The organism is Rhodovastum atsumiense (assembly GCF_937425535.1).
In the GTDB taxonomy this organism is placed as follows: Bacteria; Pseudomonadota; Alphaproteobacteria; order Acetobacterales; family Acetobacteraceae; genus Rhodovastum; species Rhodovastum atsumiense.
In genome coordinates this window covers 1,023,848-1,045,974 of record NZ_OW485601.1, presented here as the reverse complement: position 1 = coordinate 1,045,974, position 22,127 = coordinate 1,023,848, and the positions used below count along the sequence as shown (strand labels likewise).

Annotated in this window: 17 protein-coding genes; 9 read left to right on the top strand and 8 right to left on the bottom strand. The window is 69.7% G+C overall.

What is annotated here, in order from left to right; translation table 11 throughout:
- Positions 1–66 precede the first annotated feature (66 nt).
- Entirely contained in the window at positions 67–1,017 is a 951-nt protein-coding gene (gene pip, locus NBY65_RS04545; protein ID WP_150039407.1) for a prolyl aminopeptidase, read from the top strand.
- A gap of 137 nt (positions 1,018–1,154) precedes the next feature.
- On the opposite strand, the gene NBY65_RS04540 is transcribed toward pip, so the two are convergent.
- Genes NBY65_RS04540 through NBY65_RS04530 form a run of 3 tightly spaced genes read right to left on the bottom strand, consistent with a single transcriptional unit; the run spans position 1,155 to position 4,969 of the window.
- On the bottom strand, positions 1,155–2,225 hold the full coding sequence (locus tag NBY65_RS04540; RefSeq protein WP_150039406.1) for an ABC transporter ATP-binding protein: 1,071 nt from the start codon (positions 2,223–2,225) through the stop codon (positions 1,155–1,157).
- 13 nt (positions 2,226–2,238) lie between these two features.
- Positions 2,239–3,903 carry an ABC transporter permease gene (locus NBY65_RS04535; RefSeq protein ID WP_150039405.1) on the bottom strand — a complete coding sequence of 555 codons (1,665 nt, stop codon included), beginning with the start codon at positions 3,901–3,903 and terminating at the stop codon, positions 2,239–2,241.
- Positions 3,904–3,907: 4 nt separating this feature from the next.
- Positions 3,908–4,969 (bottom strand): ABC transporter substrate-binding protein, encoded by a 1,062-nt coding sequence (locus NBY65_RS04530; RefSeq protein ID WP_150039404.1) that lies wholly within the window; start codon positions 4,967–4,969, stop codon positions 3,908–3,910.
- A 177-nt stretch (positions 4,970–5,146) separates the two neighbouring features.
- Between NBY65_RS04530 and NBY65_RS04525 the strand changes: the two genes are divergently transcribed.
- The 7 genes from NBY65_RS04525 to NBY65_RS04495 all read left to right on the top strand — a co-directional run bounded on the left by NBY65_RS04525 (position 5,147) and on the right by NBY65_RS04495 (position 14,717).
- Positions 5,147–6,385 (top strand): RsmB/NOP family class I SAM-dependent RNA methyltransferase, encoded by a 1,239-nt coding sequence (locus tag NBY65_RS04525; protein WP_150039403.1) that lies wholly within the window; start codon positions 5,147–5,149, stop codon positions 6,383–6,385.
- A 169-nt stretch (positions 6,386–6,554) separates the two neighbouring features.
- Complete coding sequence (locus tag NBY65_RS04520; protein ID WP_203330388.1) at positions 6,555–8,084, top strand: heparinase II/III family protein; 1,530 nt, start codon at positions 6,555–6,557, stop codon at positions 8,082–8,084.
- A 91-nt stretch (positions 8,085–8,175) separates the two neighbouring features.
- Positions 8,176–9,276: a glycosyltransferase family 4 protein gene (locus NBY65_RS04515; RefSeq protein WP_150039402.1), complete on the top strand. Its 1,101-nt coding sequence runs from the start codon at positions 8,176–8,178 to the stop codon at positions 9,274–9,276.
- Between the two features lie 38 nt (positions 9,277–9,314).
- Positions 9,315–10,889, top strand: coding sequence for a bifunctional phosphoribosylaminoimidazolecarboxamide formyltransferase/IMP cyclohydrolase (purH, locus tag NBY65_RS04510; RefSeq protein ID WP_150039401.1), 1,575 nt, complete (start codon positions 9,315–9,317; stop codon positions 10,887–10,889).
- A 73-nt stretch (positions 10,890–10,962) separates the two neighbouring features.
- Positions 10,963–12,225, top strand: a complete 1,263-nt coding sequence (locus NBY65_RS04505) for a D-amino acid dehydrogenase (protein ID WP_150039400.1) — start codon at positions 10,963–10,965, stop codon at positions 12,223–12,225.
- 108 nt (positions 12,226–12,333) lie between these two features.
- Positions 12,334–13,290, top strand: coding sequence for an iron exporter MbfA (gene mbfA, locus NBY65_RS04500; protein WP_150039399.1), 957 nt, complete (start codon positions 12,334–12,336; stop codon positions 13,288–13,290).
- A gap of 143 nt (positions 13,291–13,433) precedes the next feature.
- Positions 13,434–14,717, top strand: coding sequence for an AmpG family muropeptide MFS transporter (locus NBY65_RS04495; RefSeq protein ID WP_239002680.1), 1,284 nt, complete (start codon positions 13,434–13,436; stop codon positions 14,715–14,717).
- Position 14,718: 1 nt separating this feature from the next.
- Here NBY65_RS04495 and trhA (NBY65_RS04490) read toward each other — a convergent pair whose 3' ends face one another.
- The 4 genes from trhA (NBY65_RS04490) to pepN form a co-directional block, all read right to left on the bottom strand.
- Positions 14,719–15,378 (bottom strand): PAQR family membrane homeostasis protein TrhA, encoded by a 660-nt coding sequence (trhA, locus tag NBY65_RS04490; RefSeq protein ID WP_150039398.1) that lies wholly within the window; start codon positions 15,376–15,378, stop codon positions 14,719–14,721.
- A 135-nt stretch (positions 15,379–15,513) separates the two neighbouring features.
- Positions 15,514–15,774 (bottom strand): hypothetical protein, encoded by a 261-nt coding sequence (locus tag NBY65_RS04485; RefSeq protein WP_150039397.1) that lies wholly within the window; start codon positions 15,772–15,774, stop codon positions 15,514–15,516.
- Between the two features lie 565 nt (positions 15,775–16,339).
- Positions 16,340–17,008: a PAQR family membrane homeostasis protein TrhA gene (trhA, locus tag NBY65_RS04480; protein WP_150039396.1), complete on the bottom strand. Its 669-nt coding sequence runs from the start codon at positions 17,006–17,008 to the stop codon at positions 16,340–16,342.
- 121 nt (positions 17,009–17,129) lie between these two features.
- The gene (pepN, locus tag NBY65_RS04475; RefSeq protein WP_150039395.1) at positions 17,130–19,763 is read right to left on the bottom strand and encodes an aminopeptidase N; all 2,634 of its coding nucleotides are present in this window, start codon (positions 19,761–19,763) and stop codon (positions 17,130–17,132) included.
- A 146-nt stretch (positions 19,764–19,909) separates the two neighbouring features.
- Between pepN and NBY65_RS04470 the strand changes: the two genes are divergently transcribed.
- On the top strand, positions 19,910–20,281 hold the full coding sequence (locus NBY65_RS04470) for a hypothetical protein (RefSeq protein ID WP_150039394.1): 372 nt from the start codon (positions 19,910–19,912) through the stop codon (positions 20,279–20,281).
- A 31-nt stretch (positions 20,282–20,312) separates the two neighbouring features.
- On the opposite strand, the gene NBY65_RS04465 is transcribed toward NBY65_RS04470, so the two are convergent.
- Positions 20,313–22,019, bottom strand: coding sequence for a GMC family oxidoreductase (locus NBY65_RS04465; protein WP_150039393.1), 1,707 nt, complete (start codon positions 22,017–22,019; stop codon positions 20,313–20,315).
- Between the last annotated feature and the right edge of the window lie 108 nt (positions 22,020–22,127).

The following is a 22,127-nucleotide window of genomic DNA, read 5'->3' as shown; positions in this document are numbered from 1 at the left end:
CGCCGCAGGCCTGCTTACTGCGCGGGCGGCTGTTCCGCCATCCGTCCCGCCCGGTATAATCACCCAATGCCACGCGGCGACCTGTTTCCTGAAATCGGACCCTTCGAGACCGGCTACCTGCCGCTCTCGGAGGGACATGTCATGTACTGGGAGCAGGTCGGATCCCCCCGCGGGACACCGGCCCTGTTCCTGCACGGCGGCCCCGGCGCCGGCGCCGGCGCGGTCCACCGCCGCTTCTTCGATCCGTCGCACTGGCGGACGATCATCTTCGACCAGCGCGGGGCCGGCCGCTCACGCCCGCTGGGCGGGCTCGAGGCGAACACCACTCCCCACCTGGTGGAAGACATCGAGGCCCTGCGCCGCCATCTCGGCATCCAGCGCTGGCTGCTGTTCGGCGGGTCCTGGGGCTCCACCCTCGCGCTCGCCTATGCACAGGCCCATCCCGACCGTGTCATCGGCTGCGTCCTGCGCGGGGTGTTCCTGGGCCGCAAGGCCGAGGTGGAGTGGTTCCTGCACGGGCTCGCCGCCGTGTTCCCCGACGCCCATGCCGCCTTCACCGGCCACCTGCCCGAACCCGAACGCGCCGACGTGCTCGGCAACTACCTGCGGCGCCTAACCGACCCCGACCCGGCGGTCCACATGCCGGCGGCCCGCGCCTGGTCGGTGTACGAAGGCTCCTGCAGCACCCTGCTGCCCAGCCCCGATACCGTCGCCAGCTTCGCCCAGGATCGCACCGCCCTGGGGCTTGCCCGCATCGAGGCGTTCTACTTTGCCAACGACCTGTTCCTGCCCGACGCGGGCCTGCTCGCGGGCATGCAGCACATCGCCCATATCCCGGCGGAGATCGTGCAGGGACGCTACGACATGGTCTGCCCGGCCCGCACCGCCTTCGAACTGGCCTCCGCCTGGCCGGCCGCACGGCTGACAATCATTCCCGATGCGGGGCACTCGGCGCTGGAGCCTGGGGTCAGGCGCGCGCTGGTCGCGGCCGTGGAGCGGTTTCGGGGACGCGCATAAGGAGAAGGCAAGGGCTCCGCCCTTGACCCGGCAGGGGCCACAAGGCCCCTGCACCCCATTCGCGCTGCGCGGCACAGCACGTGTAGGGCGGATAAGCGCAGCGCCATCCGCCATTGCAACGCTCGCGTGCTGCGCAGTCAGAAAATCCACAAAGCCTCAGCCGGTAACGAAAGCCATTGCTGCCCGGCCCCCGCCGGTCCGGCAGCGAAGGCACGCAACTCGACCTCCCCGGCACGCCAGATGTGCTCGAAACGATCACCCAGATAGACCGAGGTCTCCAACTCGGCGGCAATCCTGTTATCGCCGCCCGCCTCCGCCAGCGCGACACGCTCCAGCCGGATCACCGCCGTCGCCTGCTCGCCGGGACGACGTCCGCCACGGTTGTGGCCCCAAAGCGGGATCCCCGCCACCGAGACACGGGCGAAATCATCGCGAACCTCCTCGACCACCGTGGGCCAGAGATTGTTGCTGCCCATGAACTCGGCGGCGAATAACGACGCGGGTTGCTGGTACAGCACCTGCGGCGGACCGTCCTGGACGATGCGGCCCTGCTCCAGCAACACAATGCGGTCGGCGATCGCCATCGCCTCGACCTGGTCATGGGTGACGAACACCGCCGTCAGGCCAAGCCGCTTGATCAGGCTGCGGATCCAGATGCGCGCCTCCTCGCGCAGCTTGGCATCGAGGTTCGACAGCGGCTCGTCCAGCAGGATGACCGGCGGCTCGTAGACCAGCGCACGCGCGAGCGCGACACGCTGCTGCTGGCCGCCGGAAAGCTGGCTCGGATAGCGGCCGCCGAGCGCGCCCAGGCCGACACCTTCCAGCGCCTCGGCGACGCGCCGTTCGATTTCCGCGCGCGGACGGCCCCGCAGGCGCAGCCCATAGGCGACGTTCTCGGCGACGGTGCGGTGCGGCCACAACGCATAGGACTGGAACACCAGCCCCAGGCCGCGCGCCTCCGGTGGCAGGTTCACCCGCGCGGCGGCATCGAAGATCGGCCTTCCGTCCAGACGGATCGCGCCGGAACCGGGCTGCTCCAGCCCGGCGATCGCACGCAGCAGCGTGGTCTTGCCCGACCCCGAGCGGCCCAGCAGGCACACCACCTCGCCTTCGGTGAAACGGGCGTCGATGCCCTTCAGCACCTCCACCGGCCCGTAGCGCAGATGCAGGTCGGCGATTTCCAGCTTGTCGCGGACATCGGTCTTCATCGGGGCGCCCCCTTCATGGTCGTTGGCGCACGAACAGGGCCATCAGCAGCAGGCCGCAGCCGAGCATGGCAATGTTGACGGTGGCGAGCGCGGTGACGATGTCGATCGCGCCAGTGCCCCAGAGCGAGACCATCAGCGAGCCGATCACCTCGGTGCCCGGGGCGAGCAGATAGACGCCGGTCGAGTATTCGCGGACGAAGGTGATGAACACCAGCACCCAGCTCGACAACAGGCCCGCGCGGATCAGTGGCAGGGTGATGTCGCGGCTGACCCGGCCGGGCCGCGCGCCGGTGACGCGCCCGGCTTCTTCCAGTTCCGGCGCGATCTGCAGCATCGCCGCGGAGACCAGCCGCATGCCATAGGCGAGCCAGACCACCGTGTAGGCAAGCCAGAGCGAGACCAGCGTCGCCCGCAACGGCCGCAGCGGCGGGGTGAACAGGAACACCCAGAATACCGCGAGACCTGCCACCAGCCCCGGCATCGCCCGCGGCAACAGCACGATGTAGTCGAGCAGCCACACCCAGGCGGAGCGCCAGCGATGCGCCGCCAGATTGACCAGCGCGTACAACGCCACCGAGGCGGCGCCGCCGACCGCGCCGATCAGCAGCGTGTTGGTGATGCCGCGCACCAGGTTCGGATAGGCCATCAGCTCGTGGAAATGCTGCAGCGTCAGCGCGCCGGCAATGGAAACGCCCTCGCCCCAGCTTGAGAGGAAGGACCGCAGCACGATGCCGGCGACCGGAACGATGACGGTGACACCAAGCCAGCCCAGGATCAGCAGCAGCGCCGGCCAGCGCCAACGGCCGATGCGCACCGGCATCTGCGCGCCCGCCTTGCCCTTCACCGCCACGTAGCGGTTGGCGCTTTTCAGCAGGGTTCGCTGCAGCCAGACCAGCGGCAGCGAGATGCCGATGATCACCACCACCACCACCGCCATCAACTGGTACGACGGCGTGCCGAGCTTGTTGGTCAACTTGTACAGATACGTCGACAGCACCAGGATGCCGTTGGGATCGCCCAGCACCAGCGGCAGGCCGAACAGCTCGAAGCCGAGGAAGAAGACCAGCACGGCACTGTAGAGCAGGCTCGGCGCCACCATCGGCAGGCTGACGGTCAGCGCCACCCGCAACGGCCCGGCCCCGCTGACGCGGGCGGCTTCCTCGACATCGGAGCCGAGGCTGCGCAGCGCCGAGGACACATAGAGGAAGACATGTGGCACATGGGTCAGCCCGGCGATCGCTACCAGCGTGCCGAAGGCATAGAGATCCCAGGGCACGACGCCGATTCCCTGCTTCACCCACAGGCTGACGATGCCCACCGGGCCGAGCGCCACGACGAAGCCGAAGGCCAGCACCACCGACGAGATGAACATCGGCACCAGCACCAGCGGCTCCAGCCAGCGTCGGCCGGGCAGGTCGGTGCGCACCAGCAGGAAGGCGAGCAGCGCACCGACCGGCACCGCGATCGCGGTCGTGCCCACGGCGATGAGGGCGGTGTTTTGCAGCGCCGCGAAGAAATCCTCGTCGGTGAAGACGAAATCGTAGGAATCGAGGCCGAGGCTGGTGCCCGCCTCGAAGAACGGGCCGTCGAGGAAACTCTGGTAGACGACCAGCCCCACCGGCGCGAGGACGGTGACCGCCAGGATGGCGATCACCGCGATGCGCAGCCCGCGTGTCATCGGGTCAGCCGTTCCGCAGCGCGGTCTGCCATTCCTTGAGGAAGCGCAGGCGCTTCGTCGCGTTCAACGTGTCCAGCAGCTCGGGGCCGACCGGAATCGGCCGCAGCGCCCCGGCGGGAAGATCGCCGGAGAGCTTCTGCGTCACCTCCTGCATGTCGGTGCGCACCGGCGGCATCGACCGTTCGGCCAGCGCCTGCTGTCCCGGCCGCGACAACAGGAAATCGAGGAACAGCTTCGCCGCGTTGGGGCTGCGTGCCGCCTTCGGGATCAGGGCGACGCGTGACATCACCAGGGTGTGGTCGGTGGGCAGCACCACGCCGAGCGAGGGATCCTTCTTGCGGCGTTCCCAGGCATAGGAGGCCAGCAGGTTGAAGCCGATCAGGTGCTCGCCCGAGGCGATGCGCTCGAGCATGGCGCCCGACGAGGTGTAGAGCCTGGCCTGTGCCCGGCCGATCGCGCGCGCCAGCGCCCAGGTGCCTTTTTCATCGGCCTTGGCGTCCTGGGTGATGAACAGGTAGCCCACCCCGGAGCGCTCGGGGTCGTAGGAGGTCAGCTTGCCGCGATAGGCATCGAGCTTCTCGGTCGCCAGCCGGGTCAGGGCCGCATGGGTGCGGGGCACGTCCGCCTCGGCCACCAGCCGGGTGTTGTAGACGAAGCCGACCGGCTCGGCCGTCGTGCCATAGGCGAGGTTGCGGAAATTCGCCCAGGCCGGCAGCGCCTCGGTCTGGGTGGACCGGTATTCCAGCGCATGGCCGTCCTGGACCAGCTTGAGCTGCAGGTCCATCGCCGAGCTCCAGAGGAAGTCGGCACTGCCGCCCCCGGCCGCCGCCTCGCTGATGAAGCGGTTGTAGAGCTCGGTCGAGTTCTGGTCGGCATATTCGACGGCAATGCCGGGATAGGTGGCCCGGAAGGCATCGAGCAGCCCGGCCGCCTCGGCGGCGTCGGTGGTGGCGTAGATGGACAGGCGGCCTTCCTTGCGCGCGGCCGCGATCAGGTCGGCGGCGGGCTGGGCCTGGGCAACCGCCGGCAGCGCAGCGGTGAGCAGCAGGAAATGACGGCGTTTCATGGGGTTCCCTCCGGGGCCTTGGGCAATCGTGCCAGGGTTGAAGGCGAGCCGAAGCAATCCATTCCGTCAAGCCCCCGGAACGTCCCCGCTGCGGCCCGGCTGCTGGCCATGGCACCCATAACGCCGGAGGGGGCGGGCCGCTCTTGGCCGCGGCGCCGGATGGCGGCATGAAGCCGCATGACCGACCCGACCCGCGCTGCTGCCTTCGACCTGCTCTCCGCCGTGCTCGACCGCCATCGCCCGCTGGAAGAGGCGCTGGTGGCCTTGCCCCCCATGGAGGCCCGCGACCGCGCGGCCGGGCACCGGCTGGCGGCTTCGGTGCTGCGGCGCATGGGCTCGCTGGACGCGGCGCTGGAACCCTACCTCAAGAAATCCCCGCCCATTCCGGTGCGGCACGTGCTGCGAATCGGCGCCGCCGGGCTGCTGCTGCTGGGCACGCCGGCCCATGCGGCGGTGGCGACGGCGGTGGCCCTGGCGCGGACGCGCGGGCTGGTGCCCTTCGCCGGCCTGGTGAACGCCGTGTTGCGGCGGCTGGCCGAGGCAGGGCCGGCGCTGCTGGAGACGCTGGACGGGCCGCGGCTGGATACGCCCGCCTGGCTTTGGACCGCCTGGGGCCCCCAGGCGCGGGCGATCGCCGAGTCGCATCAACATGAGGCCCCGCTCGACCTGACGGTGCGACCCGGGGCGGAACCCCCGCCCGGCGGGGAGGCCCTGCCGACCGGGTCCTGGCGCTTCGCCCCCGGTACCCGCGTGATGGAACTGGCGGGCTATGACCAGGGCGCGTTCTGGGTGCAGGACGCCGCGGCGGCGCTGCCGGCCCTGCTGCTGCGCGTCCAGGCGGGGGAGCTTGTGGCCGATCTCTGCGCCGCCCCCGGCGGCAAGGCGGCGCAGCTCGCCGCCGCCGGTGCCCGGCTGGTGGCGGTGGAACGCGATCCGGCGCGGATGCAACGCCTGCGCGACAATTTCACCCGACTGCGCCTGGAGGTGGAAGCGGTGACGGCGGATGCGGCGGAATTCCAGCCGGCCGCGCCGCTCGATGCCGTGCTGCTGGATGCGCCGTGCAGCGCCACCGGCACGATCCGGCGGCACCCGGACGTGCCTTATCTGAAGCGCCCGCGTGACATCGCCGCCCTTGCCGAGCAACAGGACCGGCTGCTCGACGCCGCCTGCGCCATGCTGCGGCCGGGCGGACGGCTGGTTTATGCGGTATGTTCGCTGCAGCCGGAGGAGGGGCCGGCCCGGATCGCGGCGGCGCTGTCGCGGCTGCCCCTGCGACGCGACCCGGTGCGGCCGGAGGAACTGCCGGAGCTGGCGGAGGCCCTGACCCCGGCCGGTGAGGTGCGAACCACCCCGGCCCTGTGGGTGGCGCTTGGTGGAATGGACGGATTTTTCATTTCGAGGCTGGTACGCACCTGACGCCGGCTTGTGCAGACCGGAGTCGGATGTCTAGAAACTATCCAATGGTCAACGGCCTCTTCACATTGTCGCGCGCCGCCCTGGCCCGCCTCTGCCAGCAACGGGGGAGGGCGTGAGTCGCTGGCTGCGCGGCGTGCGTCGCCGGATCGCCCGGCTGCCGAGCCTGCGCATGGCCCGGGTGCCGGATGCGCCAGCGCTGCCCGTTCGCGATCCCTGGCCGGGTGACCCGGTACGAGGGGCTGAATTGCTGAAGGGCGTGCTGTCGCTGGGCGGTGGCAGCACGGTGATGCGGCTGGGCAGCTTCCCCGACATCAAGGGGACGCCGGGGCTGCGGGCGGCGGCGCATGGCTTCACCTGGCTGCGCGACCTGCGGGCGCTGGGCACCGATGCCGCGCGGATGCGCGCGCGCGGTCTGGTTGCCGACTGGATCGCCAGCCCGGTGGCCGACGAGATCGCCGAGCGGCCGGACGTGGCCGGGGCGCGCATCGCCGCCTGGCTCGGCCATTATGATTTCTTCGCCGCCTCGGCCGATGACGCGTTCCGCCAGAAGCTCATGGCGCGGCTGGTGGCGGATGCGCGGGCGCTGGCGGCCACCCTGCCGCCGGAAGAGCTGGACGCGCGGGCCCTGACCGCGCTCAAGGGGCTGATCGCGGCGGCGGTGGCCTTGCCGGATCACGCCGCCTTCCTGACCCGGGCGTTGCGGGTGTTGCCGCAGGAACTCGCCCGTCAGGTGCTTCCCGATGGCGGCCATGTCGAACGCAGCCCGGCGCAACTGATGGCGGCGCTGCAGGATCTGACGGAGATCCGGGCGCTGCTGCAGGCCGCCCAGGCCCAGCCGCCGCAGGTGCTGAGCGTGGCGATCGAGCGCATGGCCCCGGCGCTGCGCAGCCTGCGCCATGGCGATGGCGGCCTGGCGTTGTTCAACGGCACCGTGGAGGAGCTGTCCGGCCTGGTCGATCTGGTGCTGGCCCAGGCCGGGCGGAGCGGGCGGGCGCCCTCGGCGTTGACCGAGACCGGATTCCACCGGTTGCAGGCCGGCCGGTCGGTATTGATCGTCGATTGCGGGGTGCCACCGCCGCCGAAGCTCGATCGTTTCGCCCATGCCGGCACGCTGAGCTTCGAGCTGTCGATCGGGCGCGACCGCATGATCGTCAATTGCGGCGCCGCCCCGGCGGCGGGCCCGGAGTGGCGTGACGCCACCCGGGCGACCGCGGCGCATTCCACGCTGGTGATTGCCGACACCAGTTCCTCCGAGCTGAAGCCGGAGGGGCTGGGCCGGCGGCCCGCGCATGTCGAGGCGCAGCGCCAGGAGGCGGCCGGGGCGCACTGGCTGGAAGCCAGCCATGACGGCTATCGCCGTCCGTTCGGCGCGGTGCACCGGCGTCGCCTGTACATGGCGGAAAGCGGCGAGGACATTCGCGGCGAGGATTTGGTGGAGGCGGAATCCCCGCAGCCTTTCGTGCTGCGGTTCCATCTGCATCCCGATGTCGAAGGGGCCCTGCAGCAGGATGGCGAGGCGGTGCTGTTGCGTCTGCTGGGCGGCAGCACCTGGCGCCTGCGCGCTGATGGCGCCCGCCTGACGCTGGAGGAAAGCATCTACCTGGGTGGCCCGGAGCCGCGGCGGACCGAGCAGGTGGTCCTGAGCACCTCGCAGGATGGTCCGCAGACGGTCAAGTGGGCGATCACCAAGGTAGCATGATGAAAGAATTGGGGTGCGGGGGCCTTGTGGCCCCTGCCGGGTCCAGGGCAGAGCCCTGGCCAGGGCACGGGGGCGGAGCCCCCGTCACCGCGTGAAGGTCCTCGAGGTCATCAACGTCGATTTCTCGCTGCGGCATTTTCTGGTGCCGCTGATGCGCGGCGCCCGTGCGCGCGGCCACGAGGTGGTCGGTGTCTGTGCCGAAGGTCCCTTGTTGCAGTCCGTGCGTGCCGAGGGCTTCCGCATCGAGACGGTGCCGATGGCGCGCAGCTATTCGCCTCTGGCGCAATGGCGTGCCTACCGGGCGTTGCGTGCGTTGCTGCAGCGCGAGAAGCCCGACCTTGTCCACGGCCACATGCCGATCAGCGGCTTTCTCGCGCGCGTGGCGGCGCGGGCGGCCGGTGTGCCGCGTGTGGCCTATACTTGCCATGGCTTCCTGTTCAACCAGCCCGGCCCGTTGTGGCGCCGTGGCCTGGCGCTGGCGATGGAGTGGCTCGGCGGCCGGCTGACCGACGTGCACATGACCGTCTCCGAGGAGGAAGCGCGGGACGCAAGGCGCCTGCGCATCCACCCCGACTCGGTCGCCATCCGCAACGGACGCGATCCGGCCCGCTTCCGCCCCGATCCGGACGCGCGCGCACGCATCCGCGCCGAGCTCGGCGTGCCGGAGGACCGGGTGGTGGTGATCGTGGTCTCGCGGCTGGTGCGCCACAAGGGCCATCCCGAGCTGCTGGCGGCGATGCGGGAGGTCGATGCCGAGCTATGGGTGGTCGGCAACCGGCTGGCGAGCGACCATGGCGAGGACCTGGAGCCCTGTTTCGCCGCCAGCGGCCTGGGGGCGCGGCTGCGCCGGCTGGGCTACCGCGAGGACATCCCGGCGCTGCTGGCCGCCGCCGACATCTTCGCGCTGCCGAGTCATTTCGAAGGCCTGCCGATGTCGGTGATCGAGGCCATGCTGACCGGGCTGCCGGTGGTGGCGACCGATGTGCGCGGGCCGCGCGAGCAGGTGGTGGAGGGGCGGACCGGGTTTCTGGTGCCGCCGCGCCACGTTACCGCGCTGGCCACGGCGCTGCAGCAACTGGCCAACAACTCGGTGCAGCGCGTGCACATGGGGCTGGCCGGGCGGGAGCGGGCGGTGGCGCTCTATGACGAGGCCAGGGTTGTGGCACGCACCCTGGATTTGCTCGGTCTGTAGGGCTATGCGGGCCGCGTCCCGCTGCCCGGAGGCCGTAAATGACCGAAATCGTTCCGATCCGCCGTGCCCTGATCTCTGTCTCGGACAAGACGGGCCTGGTGGCCTTCGCGCAGGCGCTTGCCGCCCGCGGGGTGGAGATCCTGTCCACCGGCGGCTCGGCCCGCGCGCTGCGCGACGCTGGCATCGCCGTGACCGAGGTGTCCGCGCACACCGGCTTCCCGGAGATCCTGGACGGGCGGGTGAAGACGCTGGTGCCGCAGATCCATGGCGGCATCCTGGGCCGGCGCGACCTGCCCGAGCATCTGGCGCAGATGCAGCAGCACGGGATCGCGCCGATCGACCTGGTGGCGGTGAACCTCTATCCGTTCGAGGCCACCGTGGCGAAGGGCGCCCCCTTCGACGACTGCGTCGAGAACATCGACATCGGCGGCCCGGCGCTGATCCGCGCCGCGGCGAAGAACCATGATTTCGTGGTGGTGCTGACCGAGGCGGCGCAGTACGCGGACGTGCTGGCCGAGATGGAAGCCCAGGGCGGCACCACGCTCGCGCTGCGGCGGCGGCTGGCCGGCGCGGCCTATGCGCGCACGGCGGCCTATGACTCGGCGATCGCGGCGTGGTTCGCCGACCAGCGCGGCGAGGCGTTCCCGCCCCGGCTGGCGGTCGCCGGCACGCTGCGCCAGGGGCTGCGCTACGGCGAGAACCCGCACCAGCAGGCGGCCTTCTACGTGACCGGCGCCCGTCCCGGCGTCGCCACCGCGCGGCAGGCGCAGGGCAAGGAGCTGTCGTACAACAACCTCAACGACACCGACGCCGCCTTCGAGGCCGTGGCGGAGTTCGAGGCGCCGACCGTGGTCATCGTCAAGCACGCCAACCCCTGTGGCGTGGCCAGCGCCGATACGCTGGCCGCTGCCTGGGAACAGGCGCTGCGCTGCGACCCGGTCTCGGCCTTCGGCGGCATCGTCGCGGCCAACCGCATTCTTGACGAAGCCGCGGCCGAGCGCATCGCCGCGATCTTCACCGAGGTGATCGTGGCCCCCGACGCGACCGAGGGGGCGAAGGCGATCCTGGCGAAGAAGAAGAACCTGCGCCTGCTGCTGACCGGCGGCCTGCCCGACCCGGCCGAGCCCGGCCTGGTGTTCCGCAGCCTCTCCGGCGGGTTCCTCGCCCAGGGCCGCGACGCCGGCCGGGTGAGCCGGGAGACGCTGAAGGTGGTGACGAAGCGCGCCCCCAGCGAAGCCGAGCTCGATGACCTGCTGTTCGCCTTCCGGGTCTGCAAGCACGTCAAGTCGAACGCCATCGTCTATGCCAAGGGCGGTGCCACGGTGGGCATCGGCGCGGGGCAGATGAGCCGCGTCGATTCCGCGCGCATCGCCGCCTGGAAGAGCGAGGAGGCGGCGAAGGCCGCGGGCCTCACCGGACGGCTGACCGAGGGCAGCGTGGTGGCGTCGGACGCGTTCTTCCCCTTCGCCGACGGGCTGCAGGCGGCGGTGGCGGCGGGGGCGACGGCGGTGATCCAGCCCGGTGGCTCGATCCGCGACGAGGAGGTGATCGCTGCGGCGGATGACGCCGGCATCGCCATGGTCTTCACCGGGATGCGCCATTTCCGGCACTGACGTTCATCCATTCCGGTTGTCGGGCGGAGCGCGCCATGCCCTGATGCGCGCTCCTGCCGTCGGAGCCTTCTGCATGCGCATCATCGTCGTCGGAGCCGGAATCGTCGGGCTCGCCAGTGCCTATTTCCTGGCGCGCGACGGACATGCGGTGACGGTGATCGACCAGGAGACCAAGGTCGGCCGCGGCACCAGCTTCGCCAATGGCGGGCAGCTTTCCTACAGCTACGTGGCGCCGATGGCCGCCCCTTCGGTGCTGCGCAGCCTGCCGAAATACCTGCTGCAGCGCGACAGCCCGGTCTGCTTCCAGCCTTCGGCCGATCCCGGCCAATGGGCCTGGCTGCTGCGCTTCCTGCGGGCCTGCAACGCCGAGGCCGGCGCGCTCGCCACCGCGAAGCTGCTGGCGCTGTCGTTCCACAGCCGTGACATGCTGCACGCGCTGATCGCCGAGACCGGGGTGCGCTTCCTGCATGCGCGCAACGGCAAGCTGGTGGTGCAGTCCTCGCGCGAGAGCCAGGAGGAAGCCGAGCTGCAGATGCGGCTGCAGGCCACGCTGGGCTGCGAGCAGCAGGCGCTGACCGCCGAGGAATGCCTGGCGCTCGAACCGGGGCTCGCCTCGATCCGCGACCGGCTGGTGGGCGGCATCTACACCCCCTCGGAAGAGGTGGGGGATTGCCGGACGCTGTGCCAGGAACTGGAGCGCGTGCTGTCGGCGCCGTCCTTCGGCGTCACCTTCGCGCTTGGCACGATCGTGCAGCGCATCGAGGTCGTGGACGGGCGCGTCGCCCTGCTGCAGACCTCGCTCGGGCCGATGCAGGCCGATCTCTATGTGCTGGCCGCCGGCGCGGGCAGCCGGGCGCTCGGCCGCAGCGCCGGGGTGCGGCTGGCGGTGCAGCCGATCCGCGGCTACTCGATCTCGGCGCGCATCCGCGACGGCAACCGCGCCCCGGTGCGCAGCATCACCGACACCGCGCGCAAGACCGTCTACGCGCCGATCGGCGACAAGCTGCGGGCCGCCGGTTTCGCCGAGGTCACGTCCGACCGTTCAGAGCTGCGCCCGAGGCGGATTTCCACCCTGCTGGATGATCTGCAGAAGACCTTCCCCGGCGCCTGCGAACTGGAGGACGTGGAGCCATGGTCGGGCCTGCGTCCGGCCACGCCCACCGGGCTTCCGGTGATCGGTCCCTCGCCGACCGCCAACCTGCTGCTCAATGTCGGCCAGGGCTCGCTTGGTTTCACCCTTGCCGCCGGCAGTGGCAAGCTGCTGGCGGACATCGTCGCCGGCCGCACCCCGGCGATCCGGGCCGCGGATTACGCCATGCCAGGCACCCACCATTAGACGGCGCGGCTCCACCACCTTGCCGGTCCGGCGCCGGGCCCGCATAGTTTCAGATGCGGCGTCCGTCCGGCGTGCCGCTTTCCCCTCTGTTGCCGAGGTTTCCGGCGCATGCGCAATTTCGACGAGCTGACCGAACGCGAGATCCTCGCGCTGGCGATCTCCTCCGAGGAGGAGGACGGGCGCATCTATCTCGATTTCGCCGAAGGGCTGCGGGCCGACTATCCGGCGACCGCGAAGATGTTCACCGAGATGGCGGGCGAGGAGGATCTGCACCGGCGCTGGCTGATCGAGATCTACCGCGAGAAGTTCGGCGAGCATATTCCGCTGATCAAGCGCGAGCATGTGCGCGGCTTCTACCAGCGCAAGCCGATCTGGTTGCTGCAGCCGCTGAACCTGGCCGCGGTGCGGCGCCAGGCCGAGGAGATGGAGTACGACTCGGCGCGCTTCTACCGCCAGGCCGCCGGCCGCTCGACCGATGCCTCGATCCGCAAGCTGCTCGGCGACCTTGCCGCCGCCGAGGTGAAGCACGAGCATGCCGCGGAGCGGATCAAGCAGGAAACCCTGACGGAAACCGCGCTGGCCGAGGAGAAGGAAGCCGCCCAGCGGATGCTGGTGCTGCGCTTCATCCAGCCGGGACTGGCCGGGCTGATGGACGGCTCGGTGTCCACGCTGGCGCCGCTGTTCGCCGCGGCCTTCGCCACCGGCAATTCCTGGGATGCCTTCGTGGTCGGGCTGGCCGCCTCGATCGGGGCGGGGATCTCGATGGGCTTCGCCGAGGCGTTGTCGGACAATGGCAGCCTGACCGGGCGCGGTGCGCCGCTGCTGCGGGGGGTGATCTGCGGCCTGATGACCACGCTCGGCGGCATCGGCCATACGTTGCCCTACCTGATCCCGGATTTCTTCACCGCAACGATCCTGGCCGTCGCCGTGGTGATCGCCGAACTCGCCGCGATCTCGTGGGTGCGCTGGAAATACATGGACACCCCGCCGGTCTCGGCGGCGATGCAGGTTGGCTTCGGCGGGGCGCTGGTCTTCGCCACCGGCATCCTGATCGGCAGCAGCTAGGACCGGTCGTCCCGTTCCATCATAGTAATATATAGTACTTCCTATCGCGTGCCGGCGGCCCTTCGCTTCCTCCCGTGCGCGTGATGCTTGACGCGACACGGCGACGGGACGCAGGAGAGCCCGGTCGGACAGAAGGCAAACCCATGGCAGAGATGGCAGCCGCGGCAGCCGAGGCGCGCGTATCGATTCTGGCCGATCGGCGCCTGTGGCTGATGGCGGCGTTCGGCGTGGCGGCGGGGCTGCCGCTGGCCCTGTCCGGGTTCACCCTGCGCCAATGGCTGACCGAACGGCAGATCTCGCTGGAGGCGCTTGGGCTGACCGCGAATATCGGGCTGGCCTATACGCTGAAATTCCTCTGGGCGCCGGCGCTGGATCAGGTGGCGCCGCCGTTCGGGCTGGCCCGCTTCGGCCGGCGGCGCGGTTGGCTGCTGGCGATCCAGCCGGCGCTGGTGGCGATGGTGGTGCTGCTGGCCTTGTCCGGCACCGGGCCGCTCTGGACGACGGTGGCCGCGGCGGCGCTGGTCGCCTTCCTCTCGGCGACACAGGACATCGCCATCGACGCCTGGCGCATCGAGACCTTCCCGCAGCGCCTGCAGGGGGCGGCGATGGCGGCCTATGTGTGGGGCTATCGCGTGGCGATGCTGCTGTCCGGTGCCGGCGCGATCGCCGCGGCGGGTTGGCTCGGCTGGAGCGGGTCGCTGCTGATGGTCGCCGCCCTGCTCGCGCTGGTCCTGCCGGTGACGCTGGTCGCGCATGAACCGGTGGCGGCCCCCCGCCCGGTGGTCGCGACCGGTCTGCGGGCGCGGGCGCGCGCTGCGGTGGTCGAGCCGCTGCGGGAATTCCTCGGCCGTCCCGGTGCCGGGCTGATCATCGCCTATGTGGCGCTGTTCAACCTCGGCGAGGCGATGGCCGGGGTGATGCTGGCGCCGTTCTATCGCTCGCTTGGCTTCGATCGCGCCGCGGTGGCGGCGGCGACGGGCGTGCCCGGGCTTGTGTGTACGATGGCAGGCATAGCCGTGGGCGGCTGGCTGGTGGCGCGGATCGGGCTGGCGCGGGCGCTGATCTCGACCGGGCTCACGCAGATGGCGGCGATGGGCATGTATGTGTGGCTCGCCTATTCGCATGGCGACCATGCCGTGCTGTTCGCCACGGTGATGACCGAGGCCTTCGTGCAGGCCCTGGCGACGGCGGGCTTCATCACCTACCTGTCCGGGCTGTGCTCGACCGCCTTCACCGCGACGCAATATGCGCTGCTGACCTCGCTCGCGGCGCTTGCCTCGCACACGATCGGCGGGTTCTCGGGCTTTCTTGCCGCCGCGGTGGGATGGCCGGTGTTCTACATGCTGGCCATGGCCTGCGCGCTGCCAGGCATGATGATGATGCTGATCATCCTCAGGCGCTTCCCCCCCGAGCCGGCGCGCCGGTAGGTCAGGCGCCCGGCAGGAAGGCGGTGGTCAGGGCGGTCAGGTGCAGCCCCGCCCCGATCAGCACCAGCACGTGCCACGCGGCATTGTGGAAGCGCAGGCGGCGGCGGGTATAGATCACCGCGCCGATCGAGTAGGCGATGCCGCCGCCGACCAGCAGGGCGAAGGCAGGGCCGGGCAGGCGGTCGATGAGGCTCGGGATCATGCTGAGCACCAGCCAGCCCATGCCGAGATACAGCACGAGCGACATGCGCTCGAACCGGCGCGGGAACAGCAGCTTCATGGTGACGCCGAAGACGGCGAGCGACCACACCACCGCGCAGAGCACCACGCCATCGGGTGAATCGAGCGCGTTGAGGGTGAACGGTGTGTAGCTGCCGGCAATCATGACGAAGATCATGGCGTGGTCGGCGCGCCGCAGGATCTCCTTCAGCCGTCCGGGGGGGCTGAGGTGATAGGCGGCCGAGGCCGTCAGCATGCCGACCAGCCCGGCGGAATAGATCGACATCGTGACGATCAGGCGGGTACTATCGGTATGGCTGACGGCCACGATCAGCCAGATGGCGGCGATGACCGCCGTCGGGACGCCGATCAGGTGAACAATGCGGTCGGCGGTGATCTCGGCGCGGCTGTAGCTCGGGAAATTATGGGGAGCCTGTGGCATGGAGCACCTTGCGCGGGTCGCAAAGGGATCGTGTCGACAACAGATCCTGTGCCGGGGCCTCGTCCCGGGCAAGTCCCGGGCAGGTGTCAGGTCATCATCTCACCGTGGGGAGCAATGCGTCGGCCGGGGACTGCTTCAGCGTCGGGACTTTGCCGGCGCGGCCGGCCTGGGCGGCGGCGTGGGCACCCACAGCCCGCTGCCGGCGGCGAGCTGGCTTTCCGCGATGATGCGTTCGTGTCCGTCGTTGACATTCTTGACCCGGTAGGCATAGCCGCTCGACTCGAGCGGCAGTTGCCGGACGATCCTGTAGGTGCCGCGTGGCACGTTGAAGTCGCTGGCACTCGGCAGGAAACTGACCTCCTGGCCGACCGTGAACTTGTGGTGTTGCTGTGGCATGATCCTCTCCGGTGGGCGCCGGTGCCGCCCCGGGGCGGCACCACGACTTCTGGGCCCGACCCGGCAGCGCCGGGATGCGGGCCAGGCAATGGGTCAGGCGAAGGGCAGGCAGTCGGACTGGATGAAGCCGTAACACTCCCTGGTACTGGCCCGGGCAGCGGGCCATTTCACTGCGGTGAAAGCCATCGACGACACTCCAGGCACCCGGCAAATCGCGCCATTCAGGCTGGATGACTTCCCGTGCGGAGGAGCATCACTGCGCGGCAGCGTGCATGGCACTGTCACGCGCGGCGAGCGGCCCGGCGGGAAAGCGTTGCCTGCCCTATGTGGTCCCGCACCCGGCCGTTTGCGAGGGAAAATTGCGCAGCCGGATTCATTCCGGGCGGGAGCGTTGCCCCGCCCGGCACGCCACTGCCGGTCGGGGTTGCGGAAGTTGCATGACCGGCGGGCCGCACAGCCGGTCCTTGTGACGGTTCCGCGGCGCCCCCCGTCGCGGCGGCTCTTGTCGCGATGCCGAGGTGAGACCGCATACGCCCGCCGATGACCTCGCGGCGCCGGCGAGGGGCTAACCACCGATATTGCCGGTCAGGAATGCTGCCCGAACAGCCTGCACATGCAGCCCGGCCCCGATCAGGACGAGGACGTGCCATGCGGCGTTGTGATAGGGCAACCTCTCGCGCGTGTGGACGAACGCGCCCACCGACAGGACCAGCCCGCCGGCCAGCAGCAGGATGAGGGCGTCCTCCGGCAGGCGCTCGATGAAGGTCCGGATCAGACCGATGATCAGCCATCCCATGCCGAGATACAGGCCGATCATGGTGTTTTCGTATCGATAGGGCTTGGTCAGTTTCACGAAGATCCCGCCCAGCGCGAGCAGCCAGACCACGGCGCACAGGGCTATGCCGTCCTCGGCGTCGAGCGTGTTCAGGGCGAAGGGCGTGTAGGTGGCGGCGATCATCGCGAAGATCATGGCGTGATCGGCGCGCCGGAGGATTTCCTTGCGCCGGCAGGGCGGGCAGAGATTGTAGGCCGCGGAGAGGCTCAGGGTGGCGATCAGCGCGACGCCGTAGAGCGAGATGGTGACGATCAGGCGGGGATCGCCGGTCTCGTCGGCCCGCGCGAACAGCAGCACGGCGGACACCACGGCGGCGGGCACGCCGACGAAATGAACCACCCGGTCGGCGGCCAGTTCGGAGTCGGTGTAAGAGGGGAAACGGAATTCAGAGGGGCTCACGGTCTATGGTGGGGCAGGGGGCACTGGGACTTCCCTGCAACGCCGAGACGTGGCCTTCGGATGCGAACCCCGCCCCGCCGGACCGGCGGGACGGGGTCAAGACCGGGTGAGGGCGGCCGGATCAGGCCAGTGCCTTCGAGGCCTTTTCAAAGGTCAGCCGCGACAGTTTCGGCGTTGCCAGCACCCGCTCCAGCTCGGCGCGCATCAGCGCGCCGCGGGCGGCATCCTGCCGGCGCCACATGCCCAGCGGATTGATCAGCCGCGACGCGATCTGCCCGTTCATCGGATCGAGTGCGATCACCGTATCGGCCAGGAAGCGATACCCCGCGCCGCTGGCGTCGTGGAACCGCACCTGGTTGCCGGCCGAGAAGGCGCCGACCAGGGCGCGCACGCGGTTGGGGTTGCGCAGGTCGAAATCAGGATGGCGATACAGCCTGCGCACGTCCTCGACCGTCTGCGGCCGCGGCGAGGTCGCCTGGATGCTGAACCACTTGTCCAGCACCAGCTCGTCGCCGCGCCAGCGCGCATGGAAGGCGGCAAGGGCGTCGTCGCGCTCGGGGGTGTTGGTCGCCGCCAGCACCACCAGCGCCGCCAGCGCATCGGTCATGTTGCGCGCCGCGTCGAACTGCGCCTTGGCCAGCGCGATCCCGTCCTGCCCGGCCAGGGCCAGATAGGCGAGGCAGGTGTTGCGCAGGGCCCGCTGCCCGCTGGCGCGGCCATCGATCCGATACGGTCCCGTATCCGTCAGGCGTTCATAGGTGGCGCGGAAGCGCGCGGCGAGGCGCCGCCCGAGACCGCGCCGCAGCAATTGCCGCACCGCATGGATCGCCTCGGGATCGACCACTTTCATCTGGTCGGCCACGTAGGATTCGGATGGCAGGGCCAGTGCCTCGGCGGCGAATTCCGGGTCGGCATCCGCACCTTCGAGCAGCGAGGCCATGGCCGCCACCAGGCCCTCGTCGGGTTCGGCGTCGTGCGCGCGGCCGGCGATCAGCTCCAGCATCAGCGCGGTCGCGTAGTGCTGGCCCGCATCCCAGCGGACGAAGGGATCGGTGTCGTGGGTGGCGAGGAAGCGCAGCCGCTCGCGGGAGATGCCACCGAGCCGGACCGGGGCGGAGAAGCCGCGCAACAACGACGGCACCGGCGGGGCGGGGAGGTCTTCGAAGACGAAGTCCTGCTCGGCTTCGGTCAGCAGCAGCATGCGCGTGCCGGGCCGGGCCTCGGTCTCGCCGGCGAGCCGGGTGGGAAGCTCCGTCCCGTCCTGCCCGAGCAGGCCCATGGCGATGGGTATCGGCAGCGGCTGCTTTTCCGCCTGCCCGGGCGTGGGGCGGGTGAACTGGCGCAGCGTCAGTGTCCAGCGTCCCGTGGCGGGATCATGGGTTTCGGAAATCGTCAGCTCTGGCGTGCCGGCTTGTGAATACCACCGCATAAACAAGGTGAGGTCCATGCCGCCGCCATCAGAGATGGCGCGGACGAAATCCTCGATGGTGACCGCCTGGTTGTCGTGGCGGCCAATGTAAGTGTCCATGCCGCGGCGGAAGCGATCCGGGCCGAGCATGCGATAGAGCATGCGGCAGATCTCGGCGCCTTTCTCGTAGACGGTCGGGGTGTAGAAATTGTCGATGGCGAGATAGCTGTCCGGCCGGACAGGGTGGGCGAGCGGGCCGTCATCCTCGGGGAACTGGGCGGCCCGCAGGCGCCGCACGTCGACGATGCGCTTCACCGCGGCGCTGCCCATGTCGGCGCCGAACTGCTGGTCGCGGAAGACCGTGAGCCCTTCCTTCAGCGAGAGCTGGAACCAGTCGCGGCAGGTGACGCGGTTGCCGGTCCAGTTGTGGAAATACTCATGCGCGATCACGCGCTGGATCCCGTCGTAATCGGCATCCGTCGCGGTTTCCGGCCTGGCCAGGACGTATTTCGTGTTGAAGACGTTCAGGCCCTTGTTTTCCATCGCGCCCATGTTGAAGTCGGACACGGCGGCGATGTTGAATTCATCAAGGTCGTATTCGAGGCCGAACACCCGTTCGTCCCAGGCCATCGATTGCTTCAGCGACTGCATGGCGTGGTCGCAGCTGGTCTCGTCGCCACGCCGCACCCAGATGGCCAGCGCGACCTGTCGGCCAGAGCGGGTGGTGAAGCTGTCGCGCACGGCCAGCAGGTCGCCGGCGACCAGGGCGAACAGGTATGACGGCTTGGGATGCGGATCGACCCAGGTGGCGAAATGGCGCCCGTCGGGCAGCGTGCCGGCGTCCGTCCGGTTGCCGTTGGAGAGCAGCACCGGACATCTCGCCCGGTCGGCGACCACGGTGGTGGTGTAGCGCGCCATCACGTCCGGCCGGTCCGGGAAATAGGTGATGCGCCGGAACCCTTCGGCCTCGCACTGGGTGAAGAACGCCCCACCGGACGTATAGAGACCGGACAGCTCGGTATTCGCCTCCGGTGCGATACGGGTCTCGACCTCCAGGACGCAGGCATCGGGAAGGTCGGGCAGCACCAGGCTCCCATCCGTTTCCAGCGCGTAGCGATTGGCGCCCAGCGCCTTGCCGTCCAGCCTCAGGCCGAGCAGCACCAGCGCCTCGCCATCAAGCCGCAATGGTGCCGTCGCATCGCCCTGCGGGTTGCGCCGCAGCGTCAGCCGCGACCGGACCACCGTTGCCTGTGGGTCGAGCTCGAAGCGCAGGGCAACCGTATCCACCAGGAAGGCGGGGGGACGGTAATCGGTCCGGCGGGTTTCGCGTGGGGTCTGTTCGGTCATGACGGCATCCAGGATTTGTTGGGCTGACTATACCGGCCCGGCTGGCGCGGGTGACCAGGCCCTCGCACCCTTTGCCGGGCCGGGGTGATGGCTGCGGCCTGGTGGACGGGTGAATGCATGCGGCCGAAGTCACGGGATCTTGATTCATGGCCGGCCCGGGGAGCGGAGGGAAAGGCCATCTTCCTGATGATTTCTCCGCGGCCTCCTGCCTGAATGCAGCTTCGACCAGACGGGCGCGGACCGGCGGTGGGCTGGTGGCGAGCGTGTTCGGCGTATCCGGCCCGGATGGTGTGCAGCGCAGGGTGGGGGCCATGCATGACTGGTTTCATTCCATGGTCAGCAGACACGTGATTGCCGACGTCCCGGAAGAGATGGATCTTTGCCTCGATTGCGGAAGCCTTTCCTGCCGCGACGCCGACTACCAACGCTGCATGCGGCGGCTGGCGCATGCAGCGACCCTGCGGGTCATCCGCCGGCTCGCTGAAATCGGCCGCCCGGGCCTGGAGGACCGGTATTGAACCGGCGGCCCGGTTTCTTGTCCCCGCCAGCTCAGGGCTGGCGCCATCTCGGATTGAAGGCGAAGCGAAAAAGGCCGGCTGGACTGGCATCGCTCAGTTCCGCCGCCGGCATCCGGGCCGGCCGGACCGCATGATCCGCTTCCCCGGGAAACGGCTGCGCCGGCATGCGGATAAGGTCGCTGCCCCGTTCGGCAATCATGATCGTCGGAACATTGGTATTGGCGCTGACGATCTGCGGCATCACTGAGCTGTCGCAGACCCGCAGGCCCTCGATCCCGTGGACGTGCAGCTCGGGATCCACCACGGCCAGCGCGTCGCTGCCCATGCGGCAGGTGCCGACCGGATGGCAGGCGCCATGCCCGCGCTGGCGCACGAAGGCTTCCAGTTCGGCATCTGAGCGCGCAGCCGCGCCGGGGCCGCATTCACGGCGGATGAACCGCCGCAAGGCGGGCTGCGCCATGATGTCGCGCATCAGCTTCACCCCGCCCACCGCCATGCCGAGATCCCGTGGATCGGCGAGGTAATTGGGATCGATCACAGGCGGGTCGCGCGGGTCCGCGCTGCGCAGGGTGAGGCTGCCGCGGCTGAACGGCCGCAACTGATAGGCATTCAGCCGGCACCCGCTGCCCGCTGGCACCGCCCGGACGCCGTCTTCCATGCCGGAGGCAGCGACGAAGTGCAGTTGTGTGTCGGGCTGCGTCGAATCCGGGTCAACCTGCCAGAAGGCGCCGCCTTCCACGACGTTGGAGGCGGCCGGCCCGGTGCGGAACAGGGCGTATTGCAGGCCGGCCAGCAGCATCCAGTGCCGGCGGGTGTAGCGGTCGAAGCTCCACGGCCCGGTCAGCTCGTAAACCGTATCTGTTGCGTAATGATCATGCAGGTTCCGGCCAACACCGGGCAGGTCGTGCATCACCTCCACGCCGACCCGCCGCAGATGGTCGGCCGGCCCGATTCCGGAGAGCAGCAGCAGTTTCGGTGAACCGATCGCTCCGGCGGCGACCACCACTTCGCGCACGGCCCGCACCCTGTGCAGGCGGCCGTTCTGCGTGTACTCGACGCCGACCGCCCGGCCGTGTTCCATCAGGATGCGCCGGCTGTGGCAATTGAGCCGGATCTCGAGATTGGGGCGGTCGCGGGCCGGGGCAAGATAGGCGACGGCGGCCGAGCACCGCCGCACATGGCGTGTCGTGGTCTGGTAAAATCCCGCGCCGGCCTGCTGTGCCCCGTTGAAGTCGTCCGTATAGGGAATGCCGGCCTGTTCGCATGCCTCGACGAAAGCGCGCGTGAGCTTCTGCGGCGACTGGGTCGAGATGCCGACCGGACCGTTGCTGCCGTGGTACTGCCCGCCCAGGGTGTCGTTGTCCTCGAGGCGCAGGAACCACGGCCGCAGTTCGGCGAAGGACCAGCCGCTGCAGCCAAGGTCATGGGCCCAGCTATCGTAATCCTGCTTGCAGCCGCGCGTGAACACTTCGGCGTTGATCGAGCTGCCGCCGCCGATGATGCGCGCCTGCTGAATGGGGATCTCCCGTCCGGCCGCGTGAGGTTGCGGTGCCGTCCGGTAGCCCCAGGTGACCCGATCGATGTTCAGGCGAAAAAAGCCGCCCGGCCACTGGATGTAGCGACTCGAATCACCGCGGCCGGCTTCCAGCAGCAAGATCCGGGCATCCGGGTTCTCTGAAAGCCGTGCAGCGAGCACGCAGCCGGCACTGCCGCCTCCCACGATGACGTAGTCGTACACTCTCACCTGCCGCAACAAAGTTAGTCGCCATCGCGCCTTTACCGGAACGGGCGTCGCCCGATGCGCTCCAATGAACCCTCAACCGCTGCGGCCCTGAAGCGGAGTCAA